Here is a 17,662-nt window from a genome sequence, read left to right on the forward strand (position 1 = left end):
AATCAGAATCTAATTGCTCGGCATTATACCTAGCAAAATATAAATCTGACATCTTACAAAAAAACTTAAAGTAAATTTTTACAGGAGGCTGGTAGATGGCTGCAACCGACTTCAAAGATTATTATTCAGTTTTGGGAGTTAGTAAGACTGCCAGTCCAGAGGAAGTTAAACAAGCTTTTCGGAAATTAGCCCGAAAGTATCACCCTGATGTAAATCCTGGCAATAAGCAGGCAGAAGCCAATTTTAAAGAAGTCAATGAAGCCTATGAAGTCTTATCTGACCCAGATAAGCGTCAAAAATATGACCAATTTGGTCAATATTGGAAACAAGTCGGTCAAGGCTTCCCCGGCGGCGGTGCTGGGGTTGATATGGGTGGTTTCGACTTCAGCCAATACGGCAGTTTTGATGAGTTTATTAATGAGTTATTAGGACGCTTTGGTGGTGCGGCGGGTTCTCGTGCGCCTGGTGGTAGACAAAGTTACTCTTACCGTACTAACACAGGTAGACCTGGTGCCGGTTTTGGCAACTTTAACGATTTTGGCTTTCAAGATGCTGGTGCAGGTACAGCCCAAGATACGGAAGCCATAATTAACCTGACTTTTTTGGAAGCCTTTGCTGGTGTGCAGAAGCGGTTTAATTTGGGGAGTGAAACACTTGATGTTCGCATTCCGGCTGGTGCTAAACCCGGTAGTCGTTTGCGGGTGCGGGGTAAAGGTCAATTTAACCCCATGACTCAACAACGGGGCGATTTATATTTAAAGGTGGAACTGCAACCTCATTCATTCTTCCAAATTGAAGGTGATAATTTGGTCTGTGAAGTGCCAATTACACCAGATGAAGCAACTTTAGGCGCTTCCATTGATGTACCTACCCCTGATGGAAATGTGAATGTGAAATTGCCTGCGGGGGTGCGTTCTGGTCAATCTCTGCGTTTACGGGGCAAAGGCTGGCCTTTACCCAAAGGTGGACGTGGTGATCAATTGGTGAAAGTTGCGATCGCACCACCAAAAGACCTCAGCCCCCAAGAACGCGAATATTATGAAAAAATTCGGGCGATACGTACATATAATCCCCGCAGTCATTTAAACCAAGTTAAGTTGTAATTATGAGTCGGGAGTAGGGAGTGGGAAGTCGGGAAATGGGGAGTCGGGATACTATTTCTGACAGCAACTTAATCAGGACTTACGCACAAAGATTGTCTATGAAGATTGGGTGCAAGGGTGTAAGGGTGTGTGGCGTGAGGGTTTTAGATACATACACCCCTATACCCTGTACGCCTACACCCTCGCCAAAATCCTTGGTTTTTCGTTTTTATGCGTAAGTCCTATTAGTATAAAAAGTTGGGGAACAGAGAATTCCTCATCACCTGTTATCTTTTACCTGCCCCCTAGTCTACCCGTTCTGAAAAATATCGCCCTTTAATTTCTTGATTGAAAAACTCACCAACAGAGTCAGCATCGTGTAAATCTTCCCACGTTTCTGGCTCTACTTCCGCATATTGATAAACTGCGCCGTTGTGAAATTCTACTTGTAAGATGCGATCGCTGTCACTATATCCCACTGCGATCGCCATTGATGAATTGACTGGTAGCATCGCAATCGGTTCTTCCAGCACAGGTAAGGTGAGTGTTTCTGCCACAATCTCATTCAGGTGTTGCAACCCTTCATAAGCTTGCACTGGTGCAGGAATTTCTAAAAATTCTAGTTCATCACCTCTATCTAGTAATAATTGCAAGTATCCGTCAGAATGAGCAATCCCTACTAAACTGCTTAAGTCTATTTTCGATAGCTTCATTAACTTGGCGCTCCTGCTGGTATGGTTGTGGAGTGTAATTTACTTGTGCCTGTGCGATCGGCAACTTATATTAGTATTTTTGTACTATAAAATAACTTCGTCGTCAAGTTTCCATAGCAAGAACGAAATAATAGATAGGTCTAGCAAAACAATCATCATATATCTGTGACGTAATATTCAGTAGTCTTAACAAAGAAGCAGTTTCTGCAACACGGTTTATTAGATAGGGGCGGGACTATGGATTAATCACTCTCGCAAATCACAATGCTAGTTGATGCCCATCCACCCCTATTTTCAAATTTTGTTGGTGCTTATTGATTTAGTGCTGTAGTGTCAAACTTGTTTTGTTGAGGTAGCAAAGCGATCGCGCCACACCCCAGCAAAAGTTTCCCAGAAATGCCGATGATTTGTGATTCCTTCACCTACCACACCTTGGGCGATGTTCATGTATTCTGCACTGTCACTGAAATCAAAATGTTTCACCTGGATTCGTAGAGGCTTATTTACCAGCAACTACGCATATCCAAGGCGATATCCATTATTCCCACTGTTCAGGGAGTGTTTATCACACCACCCCCAACTATTGGCAATGACACGCAATCAGCAATACAGCACAGAATCATTTGCAGAACAAGAACACGACACATCATCGTCAGCTTGTCTTCAGTGTAAATTACACTCTTCATCTACCACGTACAGACCAATCTATTAACTACAAGGGTCAACGTCTTCTACCAAACCATGAAATGAGTATGCCAAATTAGTTGAAGTGGCATTCGACTAATTTTGCCAAGTTCCGAGCAGAACTTTTTCGGCAGAAGCTATTGGTCTGGAGATGATCAAAATTACAGTCCCTAGTGTAATTAAAAAAGTTTTCATCGATATACGCCGCATTTTTGGGGGCAAATATGTAGGTGCATATTGATAGCCTAGCCTATAATTATCCGTCCTATTTATATCCGTAAAACAATAGACGGATACCCTGAACAGAGTTTTTGGTACTAAATATAATCCAACCTAGAAAATCTAGGATGAAAGCTAAAAAGAGGGTTTTATGTATCAACTAGATAACCTACGAAATGCCAAGCCAATTAATACAGAACAAGTTGAACAAATTATTAAAGCGATTATTGCAGGTAAATACTCTTGGGCATGTGTTTTAATGCTGAGGTTTTCTGGTTATAACCCCATAGATTACATTCCCTACCGTACCTATATTCGTCTCCTCAAAAATAACTACCTACTCCACGGCGCAAAGCCAAAAGAAACTAACGCTTCTGAACAGAAAATAGGCGTTTTTGACATCAAATCAAATTGGGTACGCTCTTAAAACCGCAGCAATTATCTATATAGCCTTATATTCCCGAAAAAACTCCTACATTAGTCGGATATTTCTGGCTGATGTTTATGTTTTGCATTGCAATTTATAGCAGATTTGATTGCTATAAATGCCAAATAACTCGTTGGAAAAATTTCTCATCAGCCTCATTTATTGTGCTGATGTGAATACTTCATGTTTTTAATTCATTTCACTTCCCAATTTTTGACAACTTATGATTTATCCGATGACTACTGTGAATCCTCATCTCCAGCCTATGTTAAGAGAAATTGTGTGGCAGAAAAAGCAAGAAGTAGCACAGATTCAACAACACATGTCTTTAGCTTCTTTGCAACGTCAGTTAACAGCTGCACCCACCATCCGAGATTTTTTCACAGCCTTACAACAAAACCCTTATAAACCTAGTTTAATTGCAGAAATTCAAAAAGCATCTCCTGGTTATGGGATGATTCGCGCAGACTTTGATGCTATTGCGATCGCCAAAGCTTACGAACGTGCTGGTGCAGCTTGTATTTCTGTCTTTACCGAACGGACATTTTTTCAAGGTAGTTTTGAAAGTTTGCGGATGATTCGCCACAAAGTATCAGTACCACTGCTTTGTAAAGAGTTTATTATTGATCCCTGCCAAATTTATTTAGCACGCGCCGCAGGTGCAGATGCAGTTCTACTCATAGCCGCAATTCTCACAGATAGACAACTGCAAGATTTTCAACGCATTATTCATTATCTGGGGATGAGTGCCTTAATAGAAGTGCATACCTTAGCTGAACTTGATCGAGTCTTGCAGCTAGATGATGTCCGCTTAATTGGCATTAATAACCAAAGTTTAGCAGACTTTACCGTTGATATCAGCACAACTCAGAGATTACTAGCTGCTAGGCGATCGCAAATTCAAAACTTGGGTGCGATCGTCGTCAGTGAATCAGGACTTTACACCCACGCTGACTTATCCCTGATGGCGGCGGCTGGTACCAACGCCGTTTTAATCGGTGAATCTTTAATCAAAGAAACAGATATAGAACAAGCTGTCCGTCGTTTACTTAACAGCGATGCTTCAACATTTCAATAGTTAGTCTTCTTTCCTATTCCCCACTCATTAACTTTCAAATCGTTGGGTTTTGTATTGCTTAACCCAATGATTTGAAATAAATATTTACATCAATTAATTAAATAATGACTATTGATACACAATTAAGTTACTCTTAAGAAAAATTAACATATAATTTCCGCCGATGCTAAGACTATTTACCGACTTCGACGGCCCCATTGTTGATGTTTCTGAACGGTACTATCGTGTTTATCAATATTGTTTAGAAAAAACCCAACGTCCAGGACAAGCAGTAAGACAATTAAGTAAAGCTGAATTTTGGCAACAAAAGCGAGCGAGAATTCCTGAAAAACAAATTGCCTTAACTTCTGGACTGGATGAAGCACAAGCACAAGAATTTTCCCAACTGCGGCGGAAAACAGTACATACAGAACCTTATTTTGACTATGACACCTTAGTACCGGGTGCTGTAGAAGCATTAGCCAAAATTCAAGCAGCCGGAGTTGACTTAGCAGTTATGACTATGCGGCGAGTGTGGGAATTAGACTTTGCTTTTCAAAAATTTGATTTAGGCAGATTTTTCCCCGAAAATCGTCGTTATTGTCTGAGCAACGACTATGTTAAAACCCGTGATATTGAAGATAAGCCATTGTTAATGGCCAAAGCCTTAAAAGAACTGTCTTTCGTTAGCGATACCTGGATGGTGGGAGACACAGAAGCCGATATCACTGCCGCTAAAACCCATAACATTAAAGTTATGGCTGTAGAATCTGGTATCCGCGATCGCGCTCAACTAGAACTATACCGCCCAGATTTGATTGTTCCTAATTTAAGTTCAGCAGTAGCTCTGATTTTAGAAAAGAGTACTTTAACCCTCAGATAATCAATTAGGACTCACGCACAAAGATTGTCTGTGGAGACTGGGTGTGGGGTGTAAGAGTTTTAGATACATACACCCCTGAACCCCCACACCCTTCCCAAAACCCTTGATTGTTAAGTCCTATAAATATGGGTAGCAGATGATTGATTCTGCTACCCATAATCAATAGTAAATTTTTTATATTACCGCAGAAAGCTACTAATTAACCACAATAATATAAATGTGAACACCGTAGAAAATTGCTCAGGATTTAACCCCACCAAACCGATTTGTGGTAAACCGCTTGCAATCAATCCGCCAATAATCAAGCCTAATATCAGACCAATCAGCGTTAACAAAACGGCTCTACCAAACTTACCTTCTTTACGATTAAGAAAGTAAACACTAACACCTACCCCAACCACCAACGCCAACTGTAAAACTTGATCACCAGAGGCGGGATAGAAAATACCAATAGCACTCAAACCTAAATACCAAGCACCTGGTAACAGTACATCTGCCGTTGTTGGCTGATCTAATAGCCTCTGTAGCCATGCAGGCGACTGTTCACGAGGAGTTGAAACTTCTTTAGGAGGAAATTGGACTCGTAGTTCTGGGAAACGGATTCGCTCAGGTACTTTGATTTTGCCTTCCTGACGCATCCGTAACCGATCCATTAAAATCGCATCATAAGACGCTTCAATGAGTTCCAGAGCCTTAGCATCGCCACTGTGTTGCTCCAATAGGCGATTGCGAGCATCCTGAATCTCATCAAAGCTAGCTTCTTCGGACACCCCAAGTTTGTCGTAGGGATTTTGATCGCTCATGGGAGTTTACACTTCAGCCTTAGTCAGCAGAGGTATTTTGCTGTTTGGAAAACAACTTTAGGTTTTGCCTAGATTTAAACAAATGTTGCAAGCAACTTATATGCTCTACCAGGATAGTAGCACGGGTAAGTTAAACTGACCCAGGAAATTTAACTATAGCAACTTTAACATATTGCTAGAACTCCGTGTATCCCCTCATGTCGTTGACCAGTGGTGGCTTTACTCTAGAATTTGAACTAAGACTTCTTAAAACTTATTTTTTTATGAAAAAATTAACTTTTATGTTTCAAATTTGGCAATTTACCGTGCCTTGAGGCAATTTAGATGAACCAGCTTCACAATCACTAGTGGTATCCACAAGCATATCGATATTAAAATTGAAAAGCTTTAAATTACCACGTAATTGGGAGTAGGAAATTTTCCAAAGTTACACAACTGCTGTGGCTCATGTTGAGACTATTTAATGATTTGACATCAAATTGCCATTACAATGGCTGCATCTCAAGTACGGGAACACCAGCAAAGTTTGTGTAACAGTCCCAAAGTACGCAATTCTCCTGTTAATCTTACGAATTTTTGTGCAAAGTGATGGTCATGGCTCCTGCCAAGATTCTTGTAGTTGATGACGACCCTGCGGTTCGCAACTTAATCCAACGCTTTTTGATTAAGCAGAACTATCAGGTGGAGGCGGCTGAGGATGGTAAAACAGCCTTGGCGCTATTCGAGCAATTTAACCCTGACTTGGTAATTTTAGACGTAAACTTACCAGACGTGATCGGGTTCAACCTCTGCCAAGAGATGCAAAGTCGTAATGGTGTGTTTGTTCTCATGCTCACTAGCCGTGCGGATGAAGCTGACAAGATTCGCGGCTTTGCTAAAGGTGCTGATGACTATCTCACCAAGCCATTTGGTCTAGGAGAGTTAGAAGTCAGAGTCGCCGCAATTTTACGGCGACAACGGGTTGTGACAACAGCAGAACAAAAACGCCTAGTTTTTGAAAAACTGATGATTGATCCCGTTCGGCGGGAAGTGACATTAAACAGCCTACCAGTACCTCTAACAGCATTAGAATTTGACTTACTGCATTTTTTAGCCAGTCATCCTGGACGAGTTTGGCGACGCGCCGAACTCATTCAAGAGGTTTGGGACTATGAATATGTTGGCGACCAACGGGTTGTCGATGTACATATCGGTCAAATTCGGAAGAAAATTGAAGCTGATGCCAGTCAACCAGCATTAATTCAAACTGTACGCGGCGTAGGTTATAAGTTTGAATGTCCTACTCATTCACCGCAATTGGAAACTAACCCTTGAATTAATTATTTCATACTTAACACTAAGTCAGGGCGAACATTTGTTCGCCCTGACTATTATGTATTCTTTTTTGCCTCAATCCTGATTGATCTAGCGATCGCCAAGACAGTTAACATATCAGGAATGTCACCTATCACCCGTTACCTGTCCCCTGTCCCCTACTACATAACTAGCAGTTGTGGAATAAAGTTTCTAAATAAACACGAGCAGCACGGCGATCGCTATCCCCATTTTGGAGTAAAAACAGTGACAAAGCTGCTGTTAACACACGGGTTTGATCCCAATCAGGGTGAGTTTCTAAATAAGTTTTGAGCGATTCATGGAGTGTTTCGGGAATTTCCGTAAAAATGCTCACCTTTGTGTTCATGAGATTTTCCTTCTCTGAGGTCGATCAAGCGAATTTACTGCCACTCTTGAAGCAAAAAATCAAAATTGTCGCTTCTGTTGCCTCCAAACATCTCAGGAATTTTTTATTTTCCCAGATAAATTCGGGTAGAAATAAAGTGCCAGTCGCATCATTGTGCTTCAAGAGGGGGTGGTTTTGTCAATGCTGCGAAATGTTAACAAAAGTGCTTAAGAAAAGAAAAACTCACGGAATAATCAGGGTTAAACCAGAGTTTTTGTTACATAAATTCACAAAAACTCAGTCACTGAAACCAGCTACAACTATCACCCCAAAATCCCCAGTAACCCAGCAAGTGCTGATCATCTCGTAGTGTGTCTGTGGAAAACTACTAAAAACCCTGTGGAAACCCTGTGGAATCAGTGAGGAAAAGTTCAACGAATGATAAGAATTACAAAAAGTTTGAAGGCAGGAGTCAGAAGTCAGGAAAATTACTTACATCCTCTATTTTCCACTCCCTAGCCCCTAGTAGTCTGCCAAGGAAACTTTGCGTTGTGGTCAGCAGAGGGGCAGAGGGGCAGAGGGGCAGGGGGGAAAGACTTACTGCAAGTTTCTCCCCTGCTCCCCTGCTCCCTTGCTCCCTTGCTTACCTCCACGTAGCAATTTTGGGTTGGTACACTACTAGTCCCTATTCCCTTAACGTCTCCGTTCTTGCAGTTTCCGATATACAGCCTTTAAATCAACTTGATGATGAGCCAAAGCAACCAAGGTGTGATAGAGCAAATCCGCAACCTCACCTGCAATGGCTTCTGGCTCATCATCCTTAAAAGCCATCACCACCTCAGCCGATTCTTCACCAATCTTTTTCAAAATCTTGTTATCACCGCCTGCGAATAACTTGCAGGTATAAGAACTTTCTGTGGGGTGGTCGCGGCGATCGCAAATCACCTGAAACACCTGAGATAATGTATCGGCTGGTGGTAGTTGAATTTTGCCATCTACTTGATGAAAACAACTGCGCTCACCTGTATGACAAGCAATATCTCCGATTTGCTCCACCCCAATTAACAAAGCATCACTATCACAGTCATAGCGAATGCTCTGTACTTTTTGAATATGTCCCGAAGTCCCGCCCTTATGCCATAACTCTTGACGCGAACGACTCCAAAACCAAGTTTCTCCAGTGTCCAAAGTCTTTTGTAACGATTCCCGATTCATCCAAGCCATCATCAAGACTGTGCCATCCAAATAGTCCTGCACAATGGCCGCTACCAAACCCCGTTCGTCGTAGCGAATCTCTTCAACGGGAATAGCGTGACGGAATGAATTTGGTTCGGTAGAAAACATACCAGCTTACTTGCTCTAACAACAATGATTCATGGATTCACGATACCATTCTCAATATGACAGCTGGAATGTTTTCTCAAAATGAAAATTTAATTATCTAGCCTGAAACAACAACATTTCTGTCCATTGCAGACTGCATCCTCACAGCACTTAGCGCCACTTGGTGAGCTTTCGATGCTTCACCATACCAATGGAGAGCCGAGTTAAACGCTGCACGGTAAAGTTCCTGGTATGCCTCAGATAACCGAGTTCGGATTTCTAAAGGCAAGTCTTCATTGGACTTATACAACATAGTTGTTATTTTCCTGGTTCAGCTATTTCTATAGGATAGAAATTACGCACAGTATTTAACCCTATCCTAAGATAGAGCTTTTTTCTTTCTCACTTTTAGGAGAGAACCTTGGTAAACACCACAATTAAAACCACAAAATCACAAGAAATTTTCGCCGCCGCCCAAAACCTCATGCCGGGAGGAGTGAGTTCTCCTGTCAGAGCATTTAAATCTGTCGGTGGTCAACCCATAGTTTTTGACCATGTTAAAGGCGCATACATCTGGGATGTTGATGGCAACCAATACATCGACTATGTAGGCACTTGGGGGCCTGCTATTTGCGGACACACTCATCCAGAAGTGATCGCAGCACTTCATGAAGCTTTAGAAAAAGGTACAAGTTTTGGTGCGCCATCAGTTCTGGAAAACGTACTCGCAGAAATGGTGATTGATGCTGTTCCAAGCATCGAAATGGTCAGATTTGTCAACTCTGGCACAGAAGCTTGTATGGCAGTTTTGCGGCTGATGCGGGCTTTTACCAATCGTGAGAAAATCATCAAATTTGAAGGCTGTTACCACGGACATGCTGATATGTTCTTGGTTAAAGCTGGTTCTGGTGTAGCCACCCTTGGTTTACCCGACTCCCCAGGAGTACCAAAATCAGCAACTAGCAGCACCCTAACAGCTCCTTTCAATGACCTGGAAGCCGTCAAAGCCTTGTTTGAAGAAAACCGCGACCAGATTGCTGGTGTCATTCTAGAGCCAGTGGTTGGGAATGCTGGGTTTATTCCTCCTGATGCTGGGTTTTTAGAAGGTCTACGGGAACTCACCCATGAGCATGGAGCTTTATTAGTATTTGATGAAGTCATGACGGGTTTCCGGATCGCTTATGGTGGCGCTCAAGAGAAATTTGGCATTACTCCCGATTTGACAACACTAGGTAAAGTTATCGGTGGTGGTTTACCAGTCGGAGCTTATGGAGGACGGCGGGATATTATGTCCATGATCGCTCCTGCTGGCCCTGTGTATCAGGCTGGTACTCTTTCCGGGAACCCATTGGCGATGACAGCTGGGATTAAAACCCTGGAATTGCTACAAAAATCTGGTACTTATGAGTATCTTGACCGAATTACGCAAAAATTAGCCGCCGGTTTACTGCAAATTGCTCAAGAAACTGGTCACGCTGCTTGTGGTGGTCAGATTAGCGCCATGTTTGGCTTATTCTTTACTTCTGGGCCTGTTCATAACTATGAAGATGCCAAAAAGTCAGATACTGCCAAATTTGGGCGTTTTCATCGCGGAATGTTAGAACGTGGTGTTTATTTAGCACCTTCTCAGTTTGAGGCTGGCTTTACTTCTTTGGCACATACTGAGGAAGATATTGAGCAGACTCTTGCTGTGGCACGGGAAGTATTGTCTAGTTTGTAAGTGCTGAGTGCAGAGTGCTGAGTAAATAGTTTGCAAAGCAAAAAACATAAGCGCCTACGGCGCTTTCTCAACTCAGCACTCTGCACTTTCCACTCAGCACTACTTACGTGACTGTAAAAATACGTAGAATTTTGATTTGAAAACTAGTTATTACACAAATAGCTTGATAACTACTGACGATCGCGCGGTCAATCAGCTATCTTGTTGTGATGATCGCTTAGATCAAGCAGTCAAACTTTAGGAACTCTTCAAAGGATTTCCAGCATAAATTACCTGCTCAGAGTCAGTTTTGGTCTCAATAATTGAATTAGAGTGTAATGCTCCCAGCCATTTTCGCGCAGCGAGTTGACAGTGCATGAGCTACTGCTTAAATCCAACCTGTCCCAATCCAGAAAATGTGGTATATAGCCAAAGGTGTCAGTCTTGCGGCTCGCGCCTACTGCTGCGCGATCGCTATCGGGTGAGTAAACCGTTAGGTCAAGGAGGCTTTGGCGCAACCTTTCTGGCTCAAGATGAAGCTTTACCAGGAGAACCAAGTTGCGTCATCAAGCAACTACGACCATCAGGAAACGCACCCCATGTTTTGCAAATGGCGCGAGAACTCTTTGAGCGTGAAGCCAGAACATTAGGTAAAATTGGTAACCATCCTCAAGTCCCCAGATTACTGGACTATTTTGAAGAACAGGAACAATTCTATTTAGTTCAGGAATACATTAGCGGTGCTACCTTGCAACAGGAAGTCAAAGCTAATGGTGTATTGACTGAAGTTGGTGTGAAACAGTTTTTGAGTGAGATGTTACCTGTACTGCAATACATCCATGAGCAGAAGGTAATTCACCGTGATATCAAACCAGCCAACTTAATTCGTCGCACCCAAGATGCCAGAATGGTGCTAATTGACTTTGGTGCGGTGAAAAACCACGTCACTCAAGCTGCGCCGAGTCAATCAGGGCATACTGCCCTAACCGCCTACGCAATTGGTACCCCTGGCTTTGCACCTCCAGAACAAATGGCGATGCGTCCGGTTTACGCAAGTGATATCTATGCCCTCGGAGTAACTTGTATTTATTTGCTCACCAGCAAAACTCCTAAAGATTTAGATTACAATCCCACCACAGGGGAAATGATGTGGGAACATTTGGTGCATGTGAGTGATCACTTGACAGGTGTGTTGCGAAAAATGTTAGATGTTTCTGTCCGCAATCGCTACCAGTCAGCAGCAGAAGTTCTCAGAGCATTAGAAATGGAGCCTTACTTGGATAGTTTGGCTAAAAGCTTGCTAGTAAAATCTGAAAATAATTCTAAAGAAAAAACACCGCAGCGTGGAGAGAACTCGGCAATTTTATGCAGCAATCCTTCCGCAGTTGGGGGTAATGCGACAGGAGTAGCACAGGTAGCCGCCGCAATTCGCGCCCGCAGAGCAAAAATTGCCGAGGCTGCTGCTTCTGATCAAGGTGGAATGCGTGCAGCCTCTGTAGGTAAACCCGGAATGTTACCTAACAGTCATAGTAATAGTGCAAGTAATCAACAATCTAAAGCTGGACGCAGATTAGATAGCCAAACTTTATTAACAGCCTATCTCAAGGGAAGACGAGATTTTGCCTTACACAATTTAAACTTTCTCAATCTCCAAGGTAGTGAATTGTCAGAAACCAATTTTCATTCGGCTCAACTGCAAAGCACTAATCTTCAAGGCGCAAATCTTCACAACAGTGACTTTGGTAGGGCTAGTCTCACTCGCGCCAATCTCAGAGATGCAAATTTAAGCAAAGCTTATTTCAACCATGCTGATTTAGAAGGAGCAGATTTACGGGGTGCTGATCTCAGCTACGCCCATCTGAGTAATGCTAATCTCCGAGGCGCTAATTTATGTGGTGCTAATCTGACTGGTGCCAAAATTTTAGATGAGCAACTGGCTCTAGCCAAAACTAATTGGATGACAGTACGCCCGAATGGTAAACGTGGTTTATTGTAAGTCCAGATAAACAGGAAATAGGAAAATATTCATAAATAAATTTGAATAATTCAAATTAAGAATTAAGTATTGATACTCAATACTTAATTTTTGTTTTTGGGTGAATTACGAAATTAATCCTTTAGCTTTAATCTTTCTAATATTACTTAAGAAATACTTAAATTATTCTTAATAATTAGTATCTGTTAAAATAAGACTACAGTAATTTACAATATAAAACGAAATAAAACAATTTTTTTAAAAAACTAAAGTTGCATGATACTTATACTAAGTACCAAAATACAAGTAGGAATTCTTAGTCAAAATCATCCAACTCCATTGTCTGAAAGCAAAAACTCAAAAAGCCACTGTTCCTGATTTTAGGCTGAGAAAAAAGTCCATGACCGACATCAGCAAATCAAATCTATTCATACTAAAAGCTTCAGCTAAAATCGCTGACTTTCAAAGTAAAGAGATAGAAAGAAGACTAAGTTTATATCAAGTATTTGTCAAGTTGTACGAACACCATAGTGGACTTCTAGATGACATTCTTCAGATGGAAGGCCGTTCATTGCCTGGTGTGACAGGGTTAAATACAAGCTATGTGCAGGGTGTAGTAGATGATGAGAAGGTTTACTTGGTAACTAATTTGGCTGAAAATCAAACCCAGACTTTACTACAACCGCAGCGAATTTGGACAATTGGACGCGATCGCCACTGTGGTATCTGTATTAATGATAAATACCTATCTCGTCGTCATGCTGCCATCCAATATGATGAAGACGGGTTTTACCTAGTCGATTTTAAAAGTACGAATGGTTCCTTTGTGAATGGCGAACGTGTTTATGAAACAATGAAACTCAAAGAAGGCGATCGCATCCGTATCGGTAGTCTGAGTTTTTATTTTTTCTATAATCAGACTTCTCGCATTTTACCGACGGTAGCTGTTGAGTTACTGATGCAGCTTTCATCTCGCAAAAACTGCAACTTAGATGATACCTTAAGTCATGTTGCGCCCGGAAAATACCTACCTGAAATTACTGATAAAGCTGTTCCATTTACCAAAAACCTTGGTTTAGACTATCAACATAGCCATGATGGTTTTAGTACAGAACAGAAATCAGACATCTTAGATAGATTTTTCAGCCGAGTTACGCCTTCTTAGCTATGAACGGAGTTTAAGATTTTCCAATTTGATTTTTGCAATAGCATTCCTAAATCATTCGTGAACCAAAAGATACCCGACTTCTTTAAGAAGTCGGGTATCTGATCCTCTCGATTTTCACAACTCATTTAGGATTGCTAAATTAGTGGCGTATTTCTGTTCGCCACTAATTGATTCACTGTTCAATAGTAAATACTATTCTTCCTCTTCGTATTCTTCTTCCTCATCTTCACTGGCTTTAGCTACAGAATTAGCAGAAACAACCGCGCCCATATCAAGTTTTTGGCGCACCTGTTGTTTAATTTGTTCGGCGAATTCTGGTTTTTCTTCTAAATATTTAATCGCGTTATCTCTACCTTGCGAAATGTTGTCGCCGTTGTAACTATACCAAGCACCTTTACGAGTTAAAACACCTGTTTCTTCGGCTATATCAACCAAACAACCTAAAATTGACACTCCCTTACCGAAAATAATGTCAAATTCTGCCACTCTAAAAGGTGGTGCAACTTTGTTTTTAGCAACTTTTACCTTAACGCGGTTCCCAAATTCATCAGTTCCTTTTTTCAAGGTTTGAATGCGACGAATATCTAAACGCACAGAAGCATAAAACTTCAACGCATTACCACCAGTTGTAGTTTCTGGGCTACCGTAGGTGACACCAATCTTTTGCCGTAATTGGTTGATGAAAATTACTGTACAACCAGATTTACCAATATTACCCGTGATTTTACGGAGGGCTTGGCTCATCAAACGTGCTTGTAAACCAACGTGTGCGTCTCCCATATCGCCTTCGATTTCAGCGCGGGGAACTAGTGCTGCTACTGAGTCAATAACTACAATGTCAACGGCAGATGAGCGCACCAGTTGATCAACAATTTCTAAAGCTGCTTCTCCAGTATCAGGTTGAGAAACCAGTAAATTCTCGATATCTACACCTAAAGCCGCCGCATAAGTAGGGTCTAGGGCGTGTTCCGCATCCACAAAGGCCGCAATTCCACCTTGTTTCTGCACTTCGGCGAGGGCGTGTAGGGCGACTGTGGTTTTACCAGAACTTTCTGGGCCATAAATCTCAATTACCCGCCCTTTGGGTAAACCACCACCCAGGGCTAAATCTAAGGTGAGTGCGCCTGTGGAAATTGTCTCCACCCGCATCCGGGTTGCATCGCCCAGGCGCATAATAGCACCTTTACCGAAGCTGCGCTCAATCTGGTTGAGTACCATATTCAGGGCTTTTTGCTTACCGGAATTGTCAGTGTTGATAGCCATTACTGCCTCTATCTATATATATGGATTTATGGAGTGTTAGGTTTGGAGTTGAAGTAGAACAGATATACTATTTTAGCCAGAAAATGCGGAAATCGGATTTCTCTAAGAAACAAACGTCACAACTTTGATGAGTCTTTACCCCCCTCAACTATTATGGCTTTCGCCAGGTCTAGTGGTAAGTTATTCCCACCTCAGCAAAATTTTATCTGAGTGTTCAAGACTACCAATCTGAAAAATACACGGTTTTGTTAGGATTTGGATAGAAGTTTTGCTAGTTTATGAAGAAGAATTCAGAAATCAGGAGTCAGAATTCAGTATGAATTCTGTATGACACTTCAGCAGGCTCAGTGCATCGCTGGGTGATGAATATTGGTGGAAAACCTCGTCCCACCTGGGCGAAATCAAAATAAAAATTTCTTCTTAATTTAAACTCCATCCCTTTATGGTAAGAGTATTCACCAATTCTGAATTCTGTCTTCTGAGTCCTTTTTATTCGGCCCCCTTAATTGATGACTTCTGATTTTACTGACTCTGTAACTTTCAATACAGCACTTTCGGTAGCTGGGTTAACTGATTATATCCGGTTGCTGTTAGAGCAAGATGAGCAACTACGACAAGTTTGGATCACAGGGGAAGTTTCCAGCGCCAATCATCATCGCAGTGGTTTATTTTTTACACTGCAAGACCCGGATGGGACAGCAGCGATTAAGTGCGTGGCGTGGAATAGTCAAGTAGCAAAACTTGTGCAGATTCCTGCGGTTGGTGAACAGATAATTATTTTGGGGAGTATACGCTTGTATCCCCAAAGAGGAGAGTATCAGTTAACAGTTTGGCAAGCTTTACCTGCTGGTGTGGGTTTACAAGCATTACGCTATCAACAATTACGTAACCGCTTGTTAGCGGAAGGGTTATTTGACCCTGAAAAAAAGCGGCCGCTACCACCCCATCCCCAAACGATCGCAGTTGTGACTTCACCCACGGCGGCGGCTTGGGGTGATATTCAAAAAACCCTTAAACATAGATATCCTGGCTTACAAGTATTATTTTCGCCAGCCACAGTACAAGGCGAACAAGCACCAGAATCAATAGTGAAAGCGATCGCCAGAGTTGAAAAAGATGGTCGGGCTGAGGTGCTAATTTTATCACGGGGTGGTGGGGCAGTTGAGGAATTAGCTTGCTTTAATGATGAGCGAGTCGTCAGGGCTGTGGCAGAATGTTCTATCCCGGTAATTACGGGGATTGGTCATCAACGAGATGAATCTTTAGTCGATTTAGCGGCTGATGTCTGCGTACATACACCGACCGCCGCCGCCGAATTAGTTGTACCGTCGCTATCAGAATTGTCTGCTCAACATCAGCAGCGAATTGATGCTTTGTATGATGCAGTGTATGAAGTGAGGACATCGGCCGTCAATCAACTGCAAATCTTACGTAATCGCTTGCAACGTGTAGGCTTAGATAGACAAGTCAAACAAGAAATGCAAAAGTTAGGCTGGAAACGTCAGCAACTTTTACAAGTTACTAGCCAGCGATCGCGACAAGCCACACAGCATTTAGAATTGTTGCGCCAGAAGTTAGCTACCCTTGACCCAAAGGCGGTGTTACAGCGAGGTTACGCCGTGGTACGCCAAGAAAATGGAGCGATAGCGCGTCATGCAAGTGAGTTAACTGTTGGTCAAGAATTGTTGGTTCAGTTGGGGCAGGGAGAAGTTAAAGTAAAAGTTACGGAAGTGACGACAAAAACCCTCAAAGATTAATGGTTAAACGTAAAAGTTCCTCGGATGCGGAAGCGATCGCAAATGTGAATTACGAGGCGAAGGTATCAGAAATTGAAAAAATTATTGCCCGCATTGAAGCCGGTGAATTGGAGTTGGAAGACGTGTTTGAGCAGTTTGCCACTGCTGTTGAGTATTTACGTCAGTGTGAAAGCTTTTTGCAACAAAGACAAAAGCAAGTAGATTTATTGATTGAAACATTAAATGATGATTGAAGAATTCCGAAGTCAGACTCACCACGGATTATAGACCGCTAAATCGAAATATCGACTCTCATTGGGGAGAATTATTCATTTTCAATGATGGGGCAAATAGTAGAATGAGAATGATCAGGTTTGATTTCCCAACCAGAAAGTAAGCCTGATAATTCTTGTCGCAAAATCATTAATTGTTGAATTTGTTCATCAATAGCTTTTACCTTGTCTTCTAATTTCGCTTTGATATGTTCACAAGGTAATTTACCACTATCATGAACATTTAAAAACTCTTTAATTTCTGACAAACTTAAGCCTAAACTTTGAGCGCGTTTGATAAAGTGTAGTCGCGCTAAAACATCAGAGTTAAATAATCTAAATCCGCCTTCGGTTCTACCTGATGATTGAAGTAGTCCGAGTTCTTCGTAGTAGCGAATGGTTTTAATTGGTACGCCGCTTTCTTTGGCAACTACACCAATTTGTTTTGTTGCTGTTGGGGTGAACATAATTCGTAAACTTTTAGTCAGACATGATTACTGATCTTATCTTAAACTCTCCATTCTACTGGAGAGTCTCAAGAAAATATTGTTCCGGGCATCAACTAATTTACAATCCAAAGTGGTGTAAGCCAATGGTTCACCCGATTGGGTGAATGCGATCGCCCCATCAAGAATTAACCTGAAATAAGGCTATGTTTTGCTGCTGTTAGCACTGATGTTGACAACAGCGAAATTGTC

At 41.9% G+C, this 17,662-nt stretch carries 17 protein-coding genes; 10 read left to right on the top strand and 7 right to left on the bottom strand.

The features are described 5' to 3' along the window. Positions 1 to 95 precede the first annotated feature (95 nt). A complete protein-coding gene (locus tag H6G28_RS03325) occupies positions 96 to 1,103 on the top strand; it encodes a DnaJ C-terminal domain-containing protein (RefSeq protein ID WP_190589372.1) in 1,008 nt (335 codons plus the stop codon). A 284-nt stretch (positions 1,104 to 1,387) separates the two neighbouring features. On the opposite strand, the gene H6G28_RS03330 is transcribed toward H6G28_RS03325, so the two are convergent. Then, positions 1,388 to 1,795 (bottom strand): KTSC domain-containing protein, encoded by a 408-nt coding sequence (locus H6G28_RS03330; protein ID WP_190668968.1) that lies wholly within the window; start codon positions 1,793 to 1,795, stop codon positions 1,388 to 1,390. 1,054 nt (positions 1,796 to 2,849) lie between these two features. On the opposite strand from H6G28_RS03330, the gene H6G28_RS03340 reads away from it, so the two are divergent. The 3 genes from H6G28_RS03340 (at position 2,850) to H6G28_RS03350 (ending at position 5,065) form a co-directional block, all read left to right on the top strand. Continuing rightward, positions 2,850 to 3,125, top strand: coding sequence for a HetP family heterocyst commitment protein (locus H6G28_RS03340; RefSeq protein ID WP_190589369.1), 276 nt, complete (start codon positions 2,850 to 2,852; stop codon positions 3,123 to 3,125). A 223-nt stretch (positions 3,126 to 3,348) separates the two neighbouring features. Next, on the top strand, positions 3,349 to 4,203 hold the full coding sequence (trpC, locus tag H6G28_RS03345; RefSeq protein WP_190668970.1) for an indole-3-glycerol phosphate synthase TrpC: 855 nt from the start codon (positions 3,349 to 3,351) through the stop codon (positions 4,201 to 4,203). Between the two features lie 163 nt (positions 4,204 to 4,366). Further along, positions 4,367 to 5,065: an HAD family hydrolase gene (locus H6G28_RS03350; protein ID WP_190668971.1), complete on the top strand. Its 699-nt coding sequence runs from the start codon at positions 4,367 to 4,369 to the stop codon at positions 5,063 to 5,065. A gap of 179 nt (positions 5,066 to 5,244) precedes the next feature. Here the strand turns inward: H6G28_RS03350 and H6G28_RS03355 are convergent, their stop codons facing one another. Further along, positions 5,245 to 5,868, bottom strand: coding sequence for a CPP1-like family protein (locus tag H6G28_RS03355; RefSeq protein ID WP_190589366.1), 624 nt, complete (start codon positions 5,866 to 5,868; stop codon positions 5,245 to 5,247). Between the two features lie 594 nt (positions 5,869 to 6,462). Between H6G28_RS03355 and H6G28_RS03360 the strand changes: the two genes are divergently transcribed. Next, complete coding sequence (locus H6G28_RS03360) at positions 6,463 to 7,182, top strand: response regulator transcription factor (protein WP_190589365.1); 720 nt, start codon at positions 6,463 to 6,465, stop codon at positions 7,180 to 7,182. Positions 7,183 to 7,351: 169 nt separating this feature from the next. Here the strand turns inward: H6G28_RS03360 and H6G28_RS03365 are convergent, their stop codons facing one another. The 3 genes from H6G28_RS03365 to H6G28_RS03375 form a co-directional block, all read right to left on the bottom strand. Then, positions 7,352 to 7,549 carry a DUF2811 domain-containing protein gene (locus H6G28_RS03365; protein WP_062297234.1) on the bottom strand — a complete coding sequence of 66 codons (198 nt, stop codon included), beginning with the start codon at positions 7,547 to 7,549 and terminating at the stop codon, positions 7,352 to 7,354. A gap of 672 nt (positions 7,550 to 8,221) precedes the next feature. After that, positions 8,222 to 8,872, bottom strand: coding sequence for a bifunctional phosphoribosyl-AMP cyclohydrolase/phosphoribosyl-ATP diphosphatase HisIE (gene hisIE, locus H6G28_RS03370; protein ID WP_190589364.1), 651 nt, complete (start codon positions 8,870 to 8,872; stop codon positions 8,222 to 8,224). Between the two features lie 97 nt (positions 8,873 to 8,969). Continuing rightward, complete coding sequence (locus H6G28_RS03375) at positions 8,970 to 9,164, bottom strand: ChaB family protein (protein ID WP_062297230.1); 195 nt, start codon at positions 9,162 to 9,164, stop codon at positions 8,970 to 8,972. Positions 9,165 to 9,272: 108 nt separating this feature from the next. On the opposite strand from H6G28_RS03375, the gene hemL reads away from it, so the two are divergent. The 3 genes from hemL (at position 9,273) to H6G28_RS03390 (ending at position 13,690) form a co-directional block, all read left to right on the top strand. Continuing rightward, the gene (gene hemL, locus H6G28_RS03380) at positions 9,273 to 10,571 is read left to right on the top strand and encodes a glutamate-1-semialdehyde 2,1-aminomutase (RefSeq protein ID WP_190668973.1); all 1,299 of its coding nucleotides are present in this window, start codon (positions 9,273 to 9,275) and stop codon (positions 10,569 to 10,571) included. 355 nt (positions 10,572 to 10,926) lie between these two features. Then, positions 10,927 to 12,546, top strand: coding sequence for a serine/threonine-protein kinase (locus H6G28_RS03385; RefSeq protein WP_190589362.1), 1,620 nt, complete (start codon positions 10,927 to 10,929; stop codon positions 12,544 to 12,546). Between the two features lie 379 nt (positions 12,547 to 12,925). Further along, positions 12,926 to 13,690, top strand: a complete 765-nt coding sequence (locus tag H6G28_RS03390) for an FHA domain-containing protein (protein WP_190589361.1) — start codon at positions 12,926 to 12,928, stop codon at positions 13,688 to 13,690. A gap of 195 nt (positions 13,691 to 13,885) precedes the next feature. On the opposite strand, the gene recA is transcribed toward H6G28_RS03390, so the two are convergent. Further along, positions 13,886 to 14,956: a recombinase RecA gene (gene recA / locus H6G28_RS03395; RefSeq protein WP_190589360.1), complete on the bottom strand. Its 1,071-nt coding sequence runs from the start codon at positions 14,954 to 14,956 to the stop codon at positions 13,886 to 13,888. Positions 14,957 to 15,465: 509 nt separating this feature from the next. Here recA and xseA point away from each other — a divergent pair. Together xseA and xseB are read left to right on the top strand one after the other, a co-directional pair. Beyond that, on the top strand, positions 15,466 to 16,713 hold the full coding sequence (gene xseA, locus H6G28_RS03400; RefSeq protein WP_190668975.1) for an exodeoxyribonuclease VII large subunit: 1,248 nt from the start codon (positions 15,466 to 15,468) through the stop codon (positions 16,711 to 16,713). Beyond that, positions 16,713 to 16,946, top strand: coding sequence for an exodeoxyribonuclease VII small subunit (gene xseB / locus H6G28_RS03405; RefSeq protein ID WP_190668977.1), 234 nt, complete (start codon positions 16,713 to 16,715; stop codon positions 16,944 to 16,946). The genes xseA and xseB overlap by 1 nt, the downstream gene beginning before the upstream one ends. Positions 16,947 to 17,017: 71 nt before the next feature. On the opposite strand, the gene H6G28_RS03410 is transcribed toward xseB, so the two are convergent. After that, positions 17,018 to 17,431 carry a heavy metal-responsive transcriptional regulator gene (locus H6G28_RS03410; RefSeq protein WP_190589357.1) on the bottom strand — a complete coding sequence of 138 codons (414 nt, stop codon included), beginning with the start codon at positions 17,429 to 17,431 and terminating at the stop codon, positions 17,018 to 17,020. Positions 17,432 to 17,662 lie beyond the last annotated feature (231 nt).

The organism is Nostoc sp. FACHB-190, assembly GCF_014696905.1.
Taxonomy (GTDB): Bacteria; Cyanobacteriota; Cyanobacteriia; order Cyanobacteriales; family Nostocaceae; genus Nostoc_B.